This window comes from Streptomyces sp. NPDC002825 (assembly GCF_040295385.1).
Taxonomy (GTDB): domain Bacteria; phylum Actinomycetota; class Actinomycetes; order Streptomycetales; family Streptomycetaceae; genus Streptomyces.
In genome coordinates, this window is record NZ_JBEOVH010000012.1 from 15326 (window position 1) to 32193 (window position 16868).

The following is a 16868-nucleotide window of genomic DNA, read 5'->3' on the forward strand; positions in this document are numbered from 1 at the left end:
ACCGGACGGCGCGACTCTCGGATAGAGGGCGGTCCCACCAGGAGCCCACGAAGCCGGCCCACCCCGTGGACCTGCAGGCCCGTCGGCAAAATGCCTCGACATTGATCGCCGCCTTCGGGGATGCTGCGCGCGATGACCAGAATCGACGACACTCCGCCCGCGTGGGACGAGCGCACCCAGCTCACCACGTTCCTCGACTACGCACGTGACACCGCCCGCGCCAAGTGCGCCGGGGTCTCTGCGGAGAACGCCCGCAAGGCGCTCCTGCCGGGATCGCCGCTGATGACCCTGAGCGGGGTGATCAACCACCTCCGCTGGGTCGAGTACTACTGGTTCCAGGTGGTCTTCCTCGGAGAGGAGGACCAGGGGCCCTGGACCGAAGAGGACCCCGACCGCGAGATGCGCATCGCCGTCGACTTCCCGCTGCCCCAGCTGCTCGACGAATATGCCGGACAGAGCGCCCGCTACCGCGAACTGGTCGCCGGCAACAGCCTCGACCGTCAGGCCGAGCGAGCCGTCCGTGACGGCCTCCACGTCGACCTGCGCTGGATCCTCCTCCACCTCACCGAGGAGACCGCCCGCCACAACGGCCACCTGGACATCCTGCGCGAGATGCTCGACGGCACGACCGGCGACTGACTCCGGCGGATCCACCGCCTTCACCCGGCCCGACCGGATCGAAGGTCCCCCTCACGCCGGGAACCTCCGGTCCACCCACCGCCACGCCAGTTCCAGCAGCGCCGCGCCCGCCGCCGCGATCGCCACCGCCGTCCACGGCATCGTCACTCCCACGAGCTTCAGGGCGAAGAAGTCCTGGAGCCACGGGACGGCGAGGACCAGGAGGAAGGCGGCGGCCATCGCGGCCACCAGGGCGATGCGCCACCAGGTGTAGGGGCGGGCGATGATCGCCAGGACCCACATCGACACCAGGAAGAGGGTCAGCGTGGCCGCGCTCGTCTCCGCGCCCAGGGCGTCCTCGCCCGTGTAGTAGTGGCGCGCCAGCAGGTACGTCGTGAAGGTCGCCGCCGCCGCGATGACGCCCCCGGGGATGGCGTACCGCATGACCCGCCGTACGAAGTTCGGCTTCGCGCGTTCCCTGTTGGGCGCCAGCGCGAGGAAGAACGCCGGGACGCCGATCGTGAGGGTCGAGAGCAGGGTCAGGTGGCGGGGGAGGAAGGGGTACTCCACCTGCGAGACCACCACCAGGATCGCCAGGAGGACCGAGTAGACCGTCTTCGTGAGGAAGAGGGTGGCCACCCGGGTGATGTTGCCGATCACCCGGCGGCCTTCCGCGACCACCGACGGGAGCGTCGCGAAGCTGTTGTTCAGGAGGACGATCTGGGCCACCGCCCTCGTCGCCTCCGAGCCCGAGCCCATCGAGACGCCGATGTCCGCGTCCTTGAGGGCCAGGACGTCGTTGACGCCGTCGCCCGTCATGGCGACCGTGTGGCCGTGTGACTGGAGCGCCGCCACCATGTCCCGCTTCTGCTGCGGGGTGACCCGGCCGAAGACCGCGTTCTCGTCCAGGACCTTCGCCATGTCCTCCCGCACGGCGGGCAGGTGGCGGGCGTCCACCGTGTTCTGCGCGCCCGGCATGTTCAGCTTTCCGGCCACCGCGCCCACCGAGACCGCGTTGTCGCCCGAGATGACCTTGGTGGCGACGTTCTGGTCGGCGAAGTAGGCGAGGGTGTCGGAGGCGTCCGGGCGCAGTCGCTGTTCCAGGACCACCAGGGCGGTGGGGTGGGCGTCGGCCGCCACCTCGGGGGAGTCGAGTTCCCGGGTCGTACGGGCCAGGAGGAGGACCCTCAGCCCCTGCTCGTTCAGGTGGTCGATCTCCGTGAGGGTCGTGTCGCCGGTCTTCAGGAGGACGTCCGGGGCTCCCAGGAGCCAGGTCGAGTTCTCCCCGTCCCCCTCGCTGAACGACGCCCCGCTGTACTTGCGGGCCGAGGAGAACGGGAGCGATTCGGTGCAGCGCCACTCCACCGTGTCCGGGTAGGCGTCGATGATGGCCTGGAGGGAGGCGTTCGGGCGGGGGTCGGACTCCCCGAGGGCGCCGAGGACCTTTCGTACGTACGACTCGTCCGATCCGTTCAGGGCGCGGAGCTCCGTGACGTCCATGCCTCCCTCGGTGAGCGTGCCCGTCTTGTCCAGGCAGACCACGTCCACCCGGGCCAGGCCCTCGATCGCCGGCAGCTCCTGTACGAGGCACTGCTTGCGGCCGAGGCGGATCACGCCGATCGCGAAGGCGACGGAGGTGAGGAGGACGAGGCCCTCGGGGATCATGGGGACGATGCCGCCGACGGTGCGGGCCACCGCGTCCTTGAAGTTGTCGTCCTTCACGACGAGCTGGCTGATGACGAGCCCGATCGCGGTCGGGATCATCATCCACGTCACGTACTTGAGGATCGTGGAGATGCCCGTACGCAGCTCGGAGTGGACCAGGGTGAAGCGGGACGCCTCCTCGGCGAGCTGGGCGGCGTACGCCTCGCGGCCGACCTTGGTGGCGGTGAAGGCGCCGCCGCCGGCGACCACGAACGAGCCGGACATCATGCGGTCGCCCGGTTTCTTCACCACCGGGTCCGCCTCGCCGGTGAGGAGCGATTCGTCGATCTCGAGGCTGTCGGCCTCCGCCACCTCGCCGTCGACGACGACCTTGTCGCCCGGGCCGAGTTCGATCAGGTCGCCGAGGACGATCTCCGAGGTGGACAGCTCGGCCGCCACTCCGTCGCGGCGGACGGTGGGTTTCGCCTCGCCGATGACCGCGAGGCCGTCGAGGGTCTTCTTGGCGCGGAGCTCCTGGATGATGCCGATGCCGGTGTTGGCGATGATCACGAAGCCGAAGAGGCTGTCCTGGATCGGCGCGACGAAGAGCATGATCACCCAGAGGACGCCGATGATCGCGTTGAAGCGGGTGAAGACGTTCGCCCGGACGATCTCGGTGATCGAGCGGGAGCTCCGTACGGGTACGTCGTTGACCTCGCCGCGCGCGACGCGTTCGGCGACCTCGGCGGAGGTCAGTCCGGCGGGGCGGTGGACGACCGGCGGCCCGGTCGTCGCCGTCTGGCCGCCGTCCGTGTCGATCTTCGCCCGCTGAGTCATGTTTTCGACGGTACGACCGGATTCGGTCGTTCACCTGCCGAGGAGCGCGAAGATCAGACCGGGGGAGGAGGGGAATCGTTCCCCGGTGCTACGCGCCCCCGTGCCGCGTGTCCTGTGTCACGCGTCCCCGGGTCTAGGCGGTCGCACCGGGGTGGGACCCGGGGGTCTGCCCCGTCGCCCGGGCCGCCTGCGCCGCCGCGTGTCGCTTGATCGCCGCGTCCCGCTTCCGTACGTACCAGATGCCGATCAGGCCGAGGCCCGCGCCCGCCAGGCACGTCCACACCCACCAGGTGAGGTCCCGGTCGTCGAACCAGCCGTAGAACGGGACCTGGACGACGAAGAGGACGAACCAGAGGATCGTTCCGCCGGTGATGGTGCCGACGACCGGCCCTTCGAGGGGCTCGGGTGCCTCGTGCTTCGGTGTCCACTTCGCCATGGGGCTCAGTTTAGGCCGGTCATTTTCGTGTCTACGCGCGGAGATGGACTCCTGCTCGTTCATGTGTTCATACTGAAACGGTTTGCCTCTGGCGGGTTCCACTCGTATGAACCGCCAAAAAGGACTTCTGACCTCCGAAGAGGAACCCCCCATGAGTACGACGGCCACCGCCAAGGCCATGCCCCCGGAGACCCCTGAAAACCCCGTCTCCGGCCTCGACCGCTTCTTCAAGATCTCCGAGCGCGGCTCGACCGTCGCCCGCGAGATCCGTGGCGGATTCGCCACCTTCTTCGCGATGGCGTACATCATCGTGCTGAACCCGATCATCCTCGGCAGCGCCAAGGACATGTACGGGCACCAGCTCGACAGTGGTCAGCTCGTCACCGCCACCGTCCTCACGGCGGCGTTCACGACCCTCCTCATGGGCGTCATCGGCAACGTCCCGATCGCCCTCGCCGCCGGCCTCGGCGTCAACACGGTCGTCGCCCTCCAGCTCGCGCCGAAGATGTCCTGGCCGGACGCCATGGGCATGGTCGTCCTCGCCGGCATCGTCGTCATGCTGCTCGTCGCCACCGGGCTGCGCGAGCGCGTCATGAACGCCGTCCCGGTCGGCCTCCGCAAGGGCATCGCCATCGGCATCGGCCTCTTCATCATGCTGATCGGCCTCGTCGACTCGGGCTTCGTCTCCCGCATCCCCGACGCCGCGCACACCACCGTCCCGCTCCAGCTCGGCGGCGACGGTCACCTCACCGGCTGGCCGGTCCTCGTCTTCATCCTCGGCACGCTGCTGACCCTCGCGCTGATCATCCGCAAGGTGTCCGGCGCGATCCTCATCTCGATCGTCGTCATGACGATCGTGGCCATGGTGATCAACGCGGTCGCGACCGTCCCCTCCTGGGGTCTCACCACCCCCGAGTGGCCCGGCAACCCCGTCGCCTCGCCCGACTTCGGTCTCGTCGGCCAGGTCAGCCTCTTCGGCGGCTTCGGCAAGGTCGGATTCCTGACCGGCACCCTCTTCGTCTTCACCGTGCTGCTGTCCTGCTTCTTCGACGCCATGGGCACGATCCTCGGCGTCGGCGACGAGGCCAAGCTGATCGACAAGGACGGCAACTTCCCCGGCATCAACAAGGTGCTGCTCGTCGACGGCCTCGCCGTCGCCTCCGGCGGTGCGACCTCCTCCTCCGCCACCACCTGCTTCGTGGAGTCCACGGCCGGTGTCGGCGAGGGTGCCCGCACCGGTCTCGCCTCGGTCGTGACCGGCGGGCTGTTCTCCGTGGCGCTGTTCTTCACGCCGCTCGCGACCATGGTGCCGTCGCAGGCCGCGACCCCCGCGCTGCTCGCGGTGGGCTTCCTGATCCTGGCCGGGTCGGTCAAGGACATCGACTGGAGCGACTTCACCATCGCGGTGCCGGCGTTCCTGGCCATGGTCATGATGCCGTTCACGTACTCGATCACGAACGGCATCGGCATCGGCTTCATCGCCTTCACCGTGCTGCGTCTCGCGGCCGGCCGGGGCCGTGAGGTCCCGGTGGCCATGTACGTGGTGTCGGCGGTCTTCGTCTTCTACTACGCGATGCCGGCGCTCGGCCTCACGTGATCGTCCGTGCCGGCTCCCGGTGAGCCGTAGAACTTCTCCGTCTCGTCGACGGCGGTCTTGAACCGCTCGTCGAAATCCTCGCGAATGAGCGTCCGGGCCACATAGTCCTGGACGCTCATTCCTCTTTTCGCGGCGTGACTCCTGAGCCGGTCGAGCAGCTCACCGTCGATGCGCAGGCTGAGCACTGTCGATCCCATGCCGTTCAGGGTCGGGGCAGCCGGGGCCTCTTTGCGTCACTTTCCGGATCCGACTCACTCATTTGGGTGATACATGGATGCCGAAGCGTGATCTGGCGTGTGCCGTGCTGTCACCTCGCCCGGGAGTTGTGGGTGTGATGCGCGTGACGTCCGACCACTCCCGTTGGTATTTAGACAGAGTAATGAGTTAGGCTAACGAACATGCCAGATCTGTCCCACGGCACCGCCGACGACGCCGCGGCCGTGAACGCGCTCCGCTCCTCCGTCATGCGACTGGGCCGACGCCTCAAGCACCAGCGCGTCGACGAGTCGCTGAGCCCCACCGAGATGTCGGTGCTCGGCACCCTGTCGCTCTGCGGCTCCGCCACCCCCGGTGAGCTGGCCCGCAAGGAGCACGTCCAGCCGCCGTCGATGACCCGCATCGTCGCGCTGCTCGAAGCCAAGGGACTGGTCCGGCTTGAGCCGCACCCCGACGACCGCCGGCAGAAGGTGGTCAGCCAGACCGAGCAGGCCGAAGCCATGCTCGAAGAGTCCCGCCGCAAGCGGAACGCCTGGCTGGCAGCCCTCGCCGAAGGCCTGGACGAGGACGAATGGGCGAAGCTGCGCGCGGCCGCCCCGGTCCTGGAGAAGCTCGCCCACCTGTAACCGAGGCGCCAAGGAGGCGACGCACTTTGAGTACGGGACCCGGAGCAGACTCCGCACCCGTCCATAAACCCACCCTCAAGACCCGGGGGCGGGGGGAAACCTTCTCCTCGCTCCGCATCCGCAACTACCGGCTGTTCTTCACCGGAGCCATCGTCTCCAACACCGGTACCTGGATGGCGCGGATCACCCAGGACTGGCTGGTCCTGAGCCTCACCGGCTCGGCCGCCGCCGTCGGCATCACGACGGCCCTGCAGTTCCTGCCGATGCTGCTCTTCGGTCTTTACGGCGGTGTCATCGCCGACCGCTACCCGAAGCGGCGTCTGCTGCTCGTCAGCCAGGCGGCCCTCGGCCTGTGCGGGCTCGCGCTCGCCGCGCTCACGCTGTCCGGGACCATCCAGGTCTGGCACGTGTACCTGATCGCGTTCCTGCTCGGCATGGTCACCGTCGTCGACAACCCCGCGCGGCAGACCTTCGTCTCCGAGATGGTCGGCCCCAAGCAGCTCCGCAACGCCGTCTCCCTGAACTCCGCGAACTTCCAGTCCGCGCGGCTCATCGGACCCGCCGTCGCCGGTGTCCTCATCGCCGGGGTCGGCAGCGGCTGGGCCTTCCTCCTCAACGGGCTGTTCTTCCTCGGGCCCATCGTGGGCCTCCTGCTCATGCGGCCGGCCGAGCTCCACCCGGTGGAGCGCGTCCCGCGCGGCAAGGGGCAGCTGCGGGAAGGCCTGCGGTACGTGGCGGGGCGGCCGGACCTCATCTGGCCGATCGTGCTCGTCGGCTTCATCGGGACCTTCGGGTTCAACTTCCCGATCTGGCTCACCGCCTTCTCCGGCGACGTCTTCCACGTCGGCGCCGGGTCGTACGGCCTGCTCAACACCCTCATGGCCGCCGGCTCCCTCGTGGGCGCCCTCGCCGCCGCCCGCCGCGGCTCCACGCGGCTGCGGATGCTGGTGATCGCGGCGGCCGTCTTCGGTGTCCTGGAGATCGCGGCGGCCCTGTCGCCGGCCTTCTGGGTGTTCGCGCTGCTGCTCGTGCCGATCGGCATGATCGGCCTCACCGTGAACATCACCGCGAACTCGGCCGTCCAGATGGCCACCGACCCCGCCATGCGGGGGCGGGTCATGAGCCTCTACATGATGGTCTTCGCCGGCGGTACGCCGATCGGGGCCCCGCTGCTCGGCTGGGTCACCGACACGTACGGCGCGCGCGTCGGCTTCGCGACGGGCGGCGTGATCTCGCTGGCCGCGGCGGTCGTCGTGGGCCTGGTCCTGGCGCGGGTCGGCGGCCTCAAGGTCGCGATGGGCTGGAACCACGGGCACCCGCAGGTGCGGTTCGTGGCGCGCGAGCGGCTGGCCACGGCGGCGTAGCCCCCGGGCGGGGGCCGGGGCCTGTGTGGCCCCGGCCCCTCCCGCCGTCGTTCTCAGACGCGCCGTTCCAGGACCTGGCCCGGCCAGTCGCCCACCTGGAACGGTTCGGTGCGGGTGAAGCCCTGGCCTTCGTAGTACTCGATCAGGCGGCCCTCGCTGCCCGCGAAGCAGTCCACCCGGAGCAGCGACACCCCCTGGCGGCGGGTCTCCGCCTCCGCGTGCCGCAGGAGCGCCGCCCCCACTCCGTGACCGTGGAAGCGGGCGTCCGTCGCCAGGAGGCGGACGTACACCTCCGGCTCGTCCGCCGGCTCGACGTACTGGCCGGGGTGCGGCGTCAGCGTCATCGTGCCCGCCGGTACGCCGTCGATCTCGACGATCCACGGGTCGCCCTCGGACATCGTCCGCTCGACCTGCTCCACCGCCTTCGGCCGCCCGGAGAACGACTCCGTGCCCCACTGGGCGGTGATCCCCTTGCCGTTGAGCCACACCACGGCGCTGTCGAGTATCGCGAGTATCGCGGGGAGGTCCTCCGCCCCGCCCTTCCGGATCTTCATCCCGCCGACATTAGCCGTACAACCTTTCGGCGAGGGGCGGAGTCAAGTAGGGCGTATCCGTTGGGGTTGGGGAGGAATACGTCTTGCGTGGTCATTTGTCTCACCGTCGGGTGTCCTCGGTCGCGGTGGGCGTCGTCGTCGCCCTCGCCGCCACGTCGCTGACCCCGGCGGCCTTCGCCGCGCCCGCCGCCGTGGCCCTGCCGGCGGCCGTCACCGCCGCGCCGGTCCCGGTGCCGTTCCTGGCCGCCGGCGGCACGATCGAAGGCGCGGGGACCACCGGGTTCCTCTCCAGGGACTCCGAAGGGGTGTCCCGCTGGACCCGGTACGCGGACGGGGTCTCGAAGGTCATCACGACGTACACCAATACCCGGGTCGAGGGCACGGCCTCCGACAAGGTCGCCGTCGTGAAGAACATCTGGCACGCCGCCGGCGACGAGCAGGTGACCCTGACCGACATGGCGAGCGGCGCCGCGCCCGTCGCCGTCGACCTGCCGAGGAGCCCAGACGGCTGGGTCACCGGGGTGGTCGGCTCGGACATCGTGATGAACGAGCTCGAGGACGAGGGTCACGCGAAGCTCGTCCGCAAGGACGCGGGCACGGTGACGGTCCGGCGGGTGACGGAGCCCGACGGCAGCCTCGTCACGAGGCTCTACGCGGGCGACAGCCTGCCGGGCCTCCTGCTGAGCGATGACAAGGTCGTCGACCTCAAGACCGCCCGGGTCGTCGAGAAGTACCCCGGGTCCCGGTCGTACAAGGGCCTCAACCGCTTCTCGTCGAGCCACGTCGCCTGGACGGAGCAGGGGGACGGCCGGCTCCTGCTCGCCTCGGCGAAGCGCGGTACGGCCGAGGTCACGCGCGTTCCGCTCGACTACGACCCCGAGGCCAGCCTCGTCGGCGGTCTGCTGGGCGGCTGGTTCATGTCCAGTGGCACCGGTCCGTCCGGTGACGCCGCCGCGATGTACCCGCTCACCGCGCGCTCGCTGACGGACGGGACCTCCTTCGCCCTTCTCGATCACGCCGAGAGCGTGACGAAGGGCCCCGGCAACACCCTGCTCGCCCTCGGTGTCACCGCCGCCCACGGCTCCGGTGTGTACCGGATCGCGCTGGGCGCCGACGGCAGGCCCTTCGCCACGCTGATCGCCGCCACCGGCGAGCCCAACGAGGGCTTCACCCCCCTCTCGTACGTCGAGAGCGGCGTCCCGGCCGTGGTGAACCTGGACGGCGCCGCCAAGACCCCGCTGACGTGGAAGTTCTCCACGACCCGGGCAAACCTCACCGTGGTCCTCAAGAACAAGGAGACGTCGGAGTCCTTCCGCACGACCGTCCGGCCGCCCGTCGACGGCTCCGCCGGCACCGGGGTCTACCCCGGCGGCGCGCTCGGTTTCGCCTGGGCGGGCGAGTTCCGGGACGGCGACGACGAGGGCAAGCGCGCCGCCTTCAACGGCGACTACACGTGGGAGGTCACCGCGACCCCGTGGAACGGGACGCCTCCCGTCACCGCCACCGGCAGCTTCACCGTGACCCGCGGCCCCAAGCCGCACGACTACACCGACAACGGCTCGCCCGACCTGTTCGCCCGCGCCAAGAACGGTTACCTCTACCGGATCGACACGCGCTGGGACGACGCGACGGGACGGTTCGTCCCCGCCTACGACTGGGAGTACTCCAGCGAGGCGGGCTGGGGGTGGAACAGCCTCGACCGCGTCGAGTCCGTCGGTGACGTCGCCGGCTCGAGCGCGCCCGACACGGTCGGCCGCGACCTGGAGGGCGTCCTCTGGCTCTACCAGGGCACCGGCGACAACAACAGGTTCCCTCTTGAGTCCCGGGTGCGGATCGGCAGCGGCTGGTACCGGTACGAGGAGCTGGCCGGCGGCAGCGACCTGACCGGCGACGGGCGGGCCGACCTGGTCGCCATGGAGTACGACGGCGGCCTGTTCCTGTACGCGGGGACGGGGGACGCCGCCGCGCCCTTCGCACCCCGCCGGAAGATCGGCTTCGGCTGGAACATCTACGACCAGCTGGTCGCCGTCGGGAACGTCGCCGGCGCGCCCGCCGGTGACCTGCTCGCCCGCGACAAGGCCGGCGTGCTCTGGCTCTACCTGGGCAAGGGCGACGGCTCGTACGCGCCGCGCGTCAAGGTCGGCGCCGGCTGGGGGGTGTACGGCGACCTCGTCGGCATCGGCGACGCGAACAAGGACGGCCGCCCCGACCTGTTCGCGCGCGGCGCGAACAACACCTCGTACTTCTACGCCGGTACGGGCGACTGGCGGGCGCCCTTCAAGCCGCGTGCGTCCACGTCGGTCGGGGTGTACCGGGAGGGCATGTACGGCACGCCCTTCAACAAGTTCGCGTAGCGCCGCGTCCGAATCGTTCGGTTCTCTTCGTTCCATTCATACTCAAGTGGGGGGAATGCGCCTTGCGTACCACTCTGTCCCGTCGACGTCTCTCGGTGTCCGTCGCGGTCGTCCTGGCCGTCGCCGCGGCCACGCCGGTCCTCGCGCCGGCCGCCGTCGCCGCACCCGTGTCCGCGGCTGCGACGGCCGCCGCTCCGATCCAGGTCCCGTTCCTGGCCTCGGGCGGCACGATCACGGGCGCGGGAGCCACCGGTTTCCTGTCCGTGGACCCCGACGGTGTGTCGCGCTGGACCAAGTACGCGGACGGGACCTCGAAGGTCGTCCCGACCGGCTTCCTCGAATACGCCATCGGTTCGGGCTCGGATCACGTGGCGGTCGTGAAGCAGGTCTGGCACACCTACGAGGACAGCCAGGTCACCCTGTACGACATGGCGAACGGCAGCGCGCCCGTCACCGTCGGCCTGGGGGGCGAAGCCCGTGGTCACGTCGAGGGAGTGGTGGGCACGGACGTCGTGGCGCAGGATGGCGACGGACCCGTCTTCGGGAAGATCGTCAGCAAGGAAGGGGCCGACGTGTCCGTCCGGGCGGTGACGAACGCGGACGGCAGCCTCGCCCGTGGTGTCGGGGTGGGTGACTACCTGCCGGGTGTCGTGTTCAGCGGCAAGACGGTCGTCGACCTGAAGACGGGTCACACCGTCGAGACGTACCAGTCCGACGACTCCTCGACGTCGGGCGACGTCGAGGTGATCTCGCCGAGCCATGTCGCCTGGACGGAGCGCGCGGACGGCCGGGTCGTGCTCGCCTCGGCGGTCCGGGGCACGGACGCGGTCAAGCGGGCGCAGCTCGACTACGACGGCGACGCACGACTCGTCGGTGGTCTGCTGGGTGCGTGGTTCATGTCCGACAACATCGCCCCGACCGGCGGAAGCACGCCCCCGTCCGGGTTCACGGCCCGCTCGCTGACGGACGGGACGAGCTTCCCGCTCCTCGCCCACGCGACGAGCGTCAAGAAGGGTCCCGGCGACACCCTGCTCGTCCTCGGCACCACCGCCGAGCACGGCAAGGGCGTCTACCGGGTCGCCCTCGGCGCGGACGGGAAGCCGGCCGCCGAGCTGATCGCCTCGACGGGCCAGACCGACGGGGGCACCGCCCCGCTGGAGTACCTGGGCCATGCCGTCCCGGCCTCGATGAACCTCGACGGGGTCGCCAAGACCCGCCTGGCCTGGAAGTTCTCCACCACCAAGGCCGACCTGGACATCGAGTTCAAGCACACGGCGACGGGGCGGACCTACCGTGAGACCGTCCGTCCCGGCACCACGGGCACCGGGGTCTTCCCCGACGGCTCCCTCGGTCTCGACTGGTCCGGGGACCTGAGGGAGTACGCCGGCTGGGGCTACGAGCAGGCGCGCAACGGCGCGTACGAGTGGAAGGTGACGGCCAGGCCCTGGAACGGGATGCCGTCCGTCACCGCCTCCGGCACCACCGAGGTGGTCCGCACGCCGAGGGTCCACGACTACACCGACAACGGCTCGCCCGACCTGTTCGTGCGTCCGGCGAGCGGCTACCTCGACCGGCTCGACACCCGCTGGGACGACGCCGCGGGGCGGCTCGTCGAGGCCAGGCCCGGCTGGGACTCCTCGGTGTCCGGGCTGAACTGGAACACCTACGACCGCGTCGAGTCCGCCGGTGACCTCGCCGGCTCGACGGCCCCCGATGTCGTCAGCCGCGACACGAGCGGTGTGCTGTGGCTGCACCTGGGGAACAAGACGGGCTGGATCGAGCAGCCCGCCCGGAAGGTCGGCGGCGGCTGGGGCGTCTACAACCTGCTGGCGGGCGGCAGCGAGCTGACCGGCGACGGCCGGGCCGACCTCGTCGCCGTGGACAAGGCCGGAGACCTCTACCTGTACAAGGGGACCGGTTACGCGTCCGCCCCGTACGCACCCCGACGGAAGATCGGCTTCGGCTGGGGGATCTACAACGAGCTGGTCGCCGTGGGGAACGTCGCGGGCGCTCCCGCCGGTGACCTCGTCGCCCGCGACAAGGCCGGGGTGCTGTGGCTCTACCTCGGCAAGGGCGACGGCACGTACGCGCCCCGCGTGCGGATCGGCGCCGGGTGGAACGAGTACCGGGACATCATCGGCATCGGCGACGGCAACAAGGACGGCCGGCCCGATCTGTACGTGCGGACCGCGACGAACAAGGCGTACTTCTACGCCGGTACGGGCAGCTGGCGGGCCCCGTTCGCGGCGCGCTCGGCCACTCAGGTCGGCGTCGCTCCGGCCGGGACGACGTACAGCCAGGTCTTCTGACCCGTCCGGCCGACGGGCCCGGGGCGTGCGGGCGGCCCCGGGCCCGTCGGCCTGCCAGACTCTCCCCATGAGGCTTTTCGCCGCGGTGGTGCCGCCGGAGGAGCGGCTCGACGAGCTCGGGCAGGTCGTCGGGCGGCTCCGGCGGCTGCCCGGAGCGGAGCGGCTCCGGTGGACCGCGCGGCCCGGCTGGCATCTCACGCTCGCGTTCATGGGGGAGGTCGGGGAGGAGCTGCTGCCCGAGCTGCGGGTACGCCTTGAGCGGGCCGCGCACCGGACGCCGCCGTTCTCGCTGCGGCTGCACGGCGGCGGGCACTTCGGGCGGCGGGCGCTGTGGGCGGGGGTCGCCGGGGATCTGGACACGCTGCGGCTCCTCGCCGAGCGGTCCGACGCCGCCGCGCGCCGCGCCGGGGTCCCGATGGACGAGCACCGCCGCTACCAGGCGCATCTGACCGTGGGCCGGGCGCGGGGGGACGGGGTGGCGCTCGGTGCCTTCGTGGACGAGCTCGGCGGGTTCGAGGGGGCGCGGTGGCAGGTCGGCGAGCTGGCGCTCGTACGGTCGAACCTGCCCGGGGGCGGGGTGCCGGGCGCGCAGCCGCGGTACGAGACGGTCGGTGCCTGGCCCCTTGAGGGGCGCGAGGGGCACTCGGGTTAACCTCGTCGGGTGGACCCGAAGACCCGTAACCGGATCATGGCCGGCGTGCTCGTACTGATGTTCGCAATCATCGCGGTGGCCTCGCTGGCCGGTCAGTAGTACCCCGACCCCTCTCGTGGGAAGTCCCTTGCTTCGAGTGCGCTCGAAGCAGTTGGCTTGACGCCCATGGAGTACACGCAGCTCGGACGCACCGGACTCAAGGTCAGCCGACTCGTCCTCGGGACGATGAACTTCGGACCGCAGACGGACGAAGCCACCAGTCACGCCATCATGGACACCGCCCTCGACGCGGGGCTCAACTTCTTCGACACGGCGAAGTAGGCACTTTAACGCCGGCTTGAGTAAGAGGTGGTCGCCGCCCAAGGCGAAGGGGCGACGACCACCGTACGTACGGCTAGCTGATCACCAGGCGAAGGCCTCCGGGGAGGGACCCGGGCCCGGGAAGATTTCGTCCAGGGCGGACAGGACCTCGTCGCTCAGCTCCAGCTCCAGCGCGCGGAGCGCGCCCGCCAGCTGGTCCGGGGTGCGGGGGCCGACGATCGGGCCCGTCACGCCGGGGCGGGTGAGGAGCCAGGCGAGCGCCGTCTCGCCGGGCTGGAGACCGTGCTTGTCGAGCAGGTCCTCGTACGCCTGGAACTGTGCCCGCACCCCCGGCGTGGCGAGCGTCTCGGCCGCCCGGCCCTCCAGACGGCGCTTGCCCTCGGCGTCCTTCTTGAGGACGCCCCCGAGGAGACCGCCGTGGAGGGGCGACCAGGGGATGACCCCGAGCCCGTACTCCTGGGCCGCCGGGATCACCTCCATCTCGGCGCGCCGCTCGAAGAGGTTGTACAGGCACTGCTCGCTGACGAGGCCGACCGAGCCGCGCCGGGCGGCGATCTCGTTGGCCTGGGCGATCTTGTAGCCGGGGAAGTTGGAGGAGCCGGCGTAGAGGATCTTGCCCTGCTGGATCAGGACGTCGACGGCCTGCCAGATCTCCTCGAAGGGGGTCGCCCGGTCGACGTGATGGAACTGGTAGACGTCGATGTAGTCCGTACCGAGGCGCTTCAGGCTCGCATCGACGGCACGGCGGATGTTCAGCGCCGAGAGCTTGTCGTGGTTGGGCCAGGAATCACCGTCCGGGGCCATGTTCCCGTAGACCTTGGTGGCGAGGACGGTCTTGTCACGACGGCCGTCGCCCTTCGCGAACCACGAGCCGATGATCTCCTCCGTGCGGCCCTTGTTCTCACCCCACCCATACACATTGGCCGTGTCTACGAAGTTCAGACCTGCGTCCAGCGCGGCATCCAGGATGCCGTGACTTGTCGGTTCGTCTGTCTGCGGGCCGAAGTTCATCGTGCCGAGGACGAGTCGGCTGACCTTGAGTCCGGTGCGTCCGAGCTGCGTGTACTTCATGAGGCACAAGCCAACTGCTTCGAGCCCACTCCAAGCAAGAGCCGACCACTCAGCCGCCCGTTTATGCGACAACGCGCATAAGTCACGTCCGTGCATGGACGGCCGCGAGCGGCCCCCGTACGGTCGTCTCAGGCGGCCCCGCCGGGCCGACAAGTCACGGGAGTTCGCATGGCACGCGAAGAACTGACTCGGCTCACCGGCAACGGCAACGGCACGTGCGGAGAGGACGACTGCCCGAACGTCTACCGCACCACTTCCGGCTCCATCGTGGTTCAGGGCGACGTGTCCGACGCCTTCACGCCCCCGCAGGGGGAAGGGCTCGTGGAGATCCCCGAGAGCGTTCTTCGGGAGGCCGTTCGTGCTCTTGGATGGTGACGAGTGGCGGGCGACGCTCCGAGGCTTCCGGACGGAAGCGTGGCGACTGGAGACCCTGCCCCAGTACCTCGTACCGCAGGAGGCGGAAGAGCTCGAAGCCTTCCGCGCAGGCAAGCGCGTCGACCCCCACACCTACTCGTCCGCGTACACGGAGGATCTGAGGCGGTTGCGCGGCGAGGGGAGGAGTAAGGGGCGAGTGCATGTCCTGACTCGACCGCTCTCCGAGTACCTGCGCTTCGAGTTCTCGCGTTACTACGCCCCGCACGTGCTCGCCGGGGAGGACATCCGCATCCTGGACGTGACCGAGCGAGAGAACCCGTTGCCGGATGTCGAGGACTTCTGGATGTTCGACTGCTCGACGGTCGTCCTGATGCGCTACGAGGGCGATGGCACGCAGATCAGCCGGGAACTGTACGAAGGTGACCCTGCGCCGTTCGTCGAGTGGCAGCGCATCGCCGTTTCCGAGTCGGTTCCCTTCCTGGAGTACGCGGAGCGCGTGACGGAGTGACGTTCGAAGCTGAGCAGCTTGGCGAGTCTGGTACCGAACTCGCCTCTCTGCTTCGGGACTTGCGCAAGCGAGCCGGCCTCTCTGGGGACCGGCTCGCGGCGCGCTGCAACATGTCCCAGTCGAAGGTGTCTCGCATCGAGAACGGCCGGACACGGCCGTCCCTGGTCGACGTCGAGCAGATCCTGCGAGCGCTTGACGCTCCGCCGGAACTGGTCGCCGAGGTCTCTGCCCTCGCCAGGATGGCGAACACCGAGTGGCGGAACGTCCGAGAGCTTCGGCGCAAGGGGCTCGGCACGAGGCAGGCCGAGCTGAAGTCGCTCGAAGCGTCCTCCACGCAGATGCGGTATTTCCTGCTCTCGATGGTCACCGGCCTGCTGGCAACACCGGAGTACGTACGGGCGAGCCTGGCCCACTCGACGGCCGACACAAGCAAGGCAGTGGCGGGGAAGCTGGGACGGCAAGCCGTCCTCTACGACGCCTCGAAGCGGTTCACGTTCGTTCTGACCGAGCAGGCGGTTCGCTGGCCGGTCGTCTCCCCACTGGCGCTGGCCGAGCAGATGGACCGCTTGGCGTCCCTGTCCTACCTCCCGAACGTTCAGATCGGGGTGATCCCCGTAGGGGCACCGACGCCCCGAACCCCTCTGAGCACGTTCACCATCTACGACGCCGCGTTGGTCACCATCGAGACGACCGCGGGAAGTCTCGTACTCCGCGACGGCCGAGACGTTCAGGCGTACCTGAAGGAGTTCGCCGGGTACGAGGAGCACGCCCTCTTCGGCGAAGATCTCCGGGCGCGGCTCGCCGAGTGGTCCGCTGCTTGCCGTGCATGACTTCAGTCGACTACGCGACTGAAGCGCCATCCCGTGCGCACCCCGGGGGATCATCCTTCGGCAGGCGAACAGTCGGGAGGTCGCACGGATGAGCACACCCAAGACGACGATGGCAGGGCCGGTGAACCTGACCCTTCCCACAGGAGAACCGAACCCCGTCGCGGGCTGTCGGCAGTGCCTCGGCGTCGCCGTGACCCGAGCCAACGCCCGATCGGTCGGCGACTACTCGAAGGCGACGGACGCGAACGTCGTACTCCGCACGCACCTCCGGGAAGACCACGGGACCGAGTGATGGCTCGCACGGTCCTGCGGTTCGTGACGCACCGGATCATGCGGCATCCGGACACGGACGTGACCTTCGAAGCGGAGTGCCTGCACTGCAAGTGGAAGGCAGAGCCTTCGCCGGACAGCGCGGCGGTCGACGTCGAGTGCATGAGCCACACAGGCCTGAGCAACCATCGCGGCTTCCGGCGGATCTGTACGTCATTCGCCATGGTGGTGCGGGCTGAGTAGGGCAGTGTTGTACGTCCATGTACGGCAACGGCCCCCGACGTAG

At 69.7% G+C, this 16868-nt stretch carries 17 protein-coding genes and 1 pseudogene; 13 read left to right on the top strand and 5 right to left on the bottom strand.

Translation table 11 applies throughout. The annotated features are described in order from the left end of the window. Positions 1–132 precede the first annotated feature (132 nt). Positions 133–639: a DinB family protein gene (locus tag ABT041_RS17375; protein ID WP_351184861.1), complete on the top strand. Its 507-nt coding sequence runs from the start codon at positions 133–135 to the stop codon at positions 637–639. Positions 640–690: 51 nt separating this feature from the next. Here ABT041_RS17375 and ABT041_RS17380 read toward each other — a convergent pair whose 3' ends face one another. Together ABT041_RS17380 and ABT041_RS17385 are read right to left on the bottom strand one after the other, a co-directional pair. Then, a complete protein-coding gene (locus tag ABT041_RS17380; protein WP_351184863.1) occupies positions 691–3099 on the bottom strand; it encodes an HAD-IC family P-type ATPase in 2409 nt (802 codons plus the stop codon). A gap of 133 nt (positions 3100–3232) precedes the next feature. Further along, positions 3233–3535, bottom strand: a complete 303-nt coding sequence (locus ABT041_RS17385; protein ID WP_351184865.1) for a DUF2530 domain-containing protein — start codon at positions 3533–3535, stop codon at positions 3233–3235. 178 nt (positions 3536–3713) lie between these two features. On the opposite strand from ABT041_RS17385, the gene ABT041_RS17390 reads away from it, so the two are divergent. Further along, positions 3714–5132: an NCS2 family permease gene (locus tag ABT041_RS17390; RefSeq protein ID WP_351185354.1), complete on the top strand. Its 1419-nt coding sequence runs from the start codon at positions 3714–3716 to the stop codon at positions 5130–5132. Here ABT041_RS17390 and ABT041_RS17395 read toward each other — a convergent pair. Further along, entirely contained in the window at positions 5102–5329 is a 228-nt protein-coding gene (locus ABT041_RS17395) for a hypothetical protein (RefSeq protein WP_351184868.1), read from the bottom strand. The two genes, ABT041_RS17390 and ABT041_RS17395, sit on opposite strands and share 31 nt — an antisense overlap. Before the next feature lie 201 nt (positions 5330–5530). Here ABT041_RS17395 and ABT041_RS17400 point away from each other — a divergent pair, with 201 nt between their 5' ends. Beyond that, positions 5531–5974 carry a MarR family winged helix-turn-helix transcriptional regulator gene (locus ABT041_RS17400; protein ID WP_351184871.1) on the top strand — a complete coding sequence of 148 codons (444 nt, stop codon included), beginning with the start codon at positions 5531–5533 and terminating at the stop codon, positions 5972–5974. 26 nt (positions 5975–6000) lie between these two features. Next, the gene (locus ABT041_RS17405; protein WP_351184874.1) at positions 6001–7338 is read left to right on the top strand and encodes an MFS transporter; all 1338 of its coding nucleotides are present in this window, start codon (positions 6001–6003) and stop codon (positions 7336–7338) included. A gap of 53 nt (positions 7339–7391) precedes the next feature. Here the strand turns inward: ABT041_RS17405 and ABT041_RS17410 are convergent, their stop codons facing one another. Then, entirely contained in the window at positions 7392–7892 is a 501-nt protein-coding gene (locus tag ABT041_RS17410) for a GNAT family N-acetyltransferase (RefSeq protein ID WP_351184877.1), read from the bottom strand. Between the two features lie 95 nt (positions 7893–7987). Between ABT041_RS17410 and ABT041_RS17415 the strand changes: the two genes are divergently transcribed. The 4 genes and pseudogenes from ABT041_RS17415 to ABT041_RS17430 all read left to right on the top strand — a co-directional run. After that, positions 7988–10246 carry an FG-GAP repeat domain-containing protein gene (locus ABT041_RS17415; RefSeq protein ID WP_351184880.1) on the top strand — a complete coding sequence of 753 codons (2259 nt, stop codon included), beginning with the start codon at positions 7988–7990 and terminating at the stop codon, positions 10244–10246. Positions 10247–10308: 62 nt separating this feature from the next. Next, positions 10309–12555 (top strand): hypothetical protein, encoded by a 2247-nt coding sequence (locus tag ABT041_RS17420; protein WP_351184883.1) that lies wholly within the window; start codon positions 10309–10311, stop codon positions 12553–12555. A 67-nt stretch (positions 12556–12622) separates the two neighbouring features. Continuing rightward, positions 12623–13207: an RNA 2',3'-cyclic phosphodiesterase gene (gene thpR, locus ABT041_RS17425; protein WP_351184890.1), complete on the top strand. Its 585-nt coding sequence runs from the start codon at positions 12623–12625 to the stop codon at positions 13205–13207. 165 nt (positions 13208–13372) lie between these two features. Beyond that, positions 13373–13522: pseudogene (locus tag ABT041_RS17430) on the top strand (aldo/keto reductase); the annotation flags it as partial. Positions 13523–13609: 87 nt separating this feature from the next. Here the strand turns inward: ABT041_RS17430 and ABT041_RS17435 are convergent. Further along, a complete protein-coding gene (locus ABT041_RS17435) occupies positions 13610–14599 on the bottom strand; it encodes an aldo/keto reductase (RefSeq protein WP_121828235.1) in 990 nt (329 codons plus the stop codon). A 168-nt stretch (positions 14600–14767) separates the two neighbouring features. On the opposite strand from ABT041_RS17435, the gene ABT041_RS17440 reads away from it, so the two are divergent. The 5 genes from ABT041_RS17440 to ABT041_RS17460 all read left to right on the top strand — a co-directional run bounded on the left by ABT041_RS17440 (position 14768) and on the right by ABT041_RS17460 (position 16825). Then, complete coding sequence (locus tag ABT041_RS17440) at positions 14768–14974, top strand: hypothetical protein (RefSeq protein WP_351184895.1); 207 nt, start codon at positions 14768–14770, stop codon at positions 14972–14974. Then, entirely contained in the window at positions 14958–15482 is a 525-nt protein-coding gene (locus tag ABT041_RS17445; protein WP_351184898.1) for a DUF6879 family protein, read from the top strand. The genes ABT041_RS17440 and ABT041_RS17445 overlap by 17 nt, the downstream gene beginning before the upstream one ends. After that, on the top strand, positions 15479–16312 hold the full coding sequence (locus tag ABT041_RS17450; RefSeq protein WP_351184901.1) for a helix-turn-helix domain-containing protein: 834 nt from the start codon (positions 15479–15481) through the stop codon (positions 16310–16312). Before ABT041_RS17445 ends, ABT041_RS17450 begins: the two co-directional genes overlap by 4 nt. A gap of 88 nt (positions 16313–16400) precedes the next feature. After that, a complete protein-coding gene (locus ABT041_RS17455; protein ID WP_351184904.1) occupies positions 16401–16604 on the top strand; it encodes a hypothetical protein in 204 nt (67 codons plus the stop codon). Beyond that, a complete protein-coding gene (locus tag ABT041_RS17460) occupies positions 16604–16825 on the top strand; it encodes a DUF7848 domain-containing protein (protein WP_351184907.1) in 222 nt (73 codons plus the stop codon). Before ABT041_RS17455 ends, ABT041_RS17460 begins: the two co-directional genes overlap by 1 nt. Positions 16826–16868: the final 43 nt, after the last annotated feature.

Coding starts and splice junctions, on each gene's coding strand:
- ABT041_RS17375 (WP_351184861.1), top strand. CDS start 133: ATGACCAGAATCGACGACACTCCGCCCGCGTGGGACGAGCGCACCCAG.
- ABT041_RS17380 (WP_351184863.1), bottom strand. CDS start 3,099: ATGACTCAGCGGGCGAAGATCGACACGGACGGCGGCCAGACGGCGACG.
- ABT041_RS17385 (WP_351184865.1), bottom strand. CDS start 3,535: ATGGCGAAGTGGACACCGAAGCACGAGGCACCCGAGCCCCTCGAAGGG.
- ABT041_RS17390 (WP_351185354.1), top strand. CDS start 3,714: ATGCCCCCGGAGACCCCTGAAAACCCCGTCTCCGGCCTCGACCGCTTC.
- ABT041_RS17395 (WP_351184868.1), bottom strand. CDS start 5,329: ATGGGATCGACAGTGCTCAGCCTGCGCATCGACGGTGAGCTGCTCGAC.
- ABT041_RS17400 (WP_351184871.1), top strand. CDS start 5,531: ATGCCAGATCTGTCCCACGGCACCGCCGACGACGCCGCGGCCGTGAAC.
- ABT041_RS17410 (WP_351184877.1), bottom strand. CDS start 7,892: ATGAAGATCCGGAAGGGCGGGGCGGAGGACCTCCCCGCGATACTCGCG.
- thpR (WP_351184890.1), top strand. CDS start 12,623: ATGAGGCTTTTCGCCGCGGTGGTGCCGCCGGAGGAGCGGCTCGACGAG.
- ABT041_RS17435 (WP_121828235.1), bottom strand. CDS start 14,599: ATGAAGTACACGCAGCTCGGACGCACCGGACTCAAGGTCAGCCGACTC.
- ABT041_RS17440 (WP_351184895.1), top strand. CDS start 14,768: ATGGCACGCGAAGAACTGACTCGGCTCACCGGCAACGGCAACGGCACG.
- ABT041_RS17455 (WP_351184904.1), top strand. CDS start 16,401: ATGAGCACACCCAAGACGACGATGGCAGGGCCGGTGAACCTGACCCTT.
- ABT041_RS17460 (WP_351184907.1), top strand. CDS start 16,604: ATGGCTCGCACGGTCCTGCGGTTCGTGACGCACCGGATCATGCGGCAT.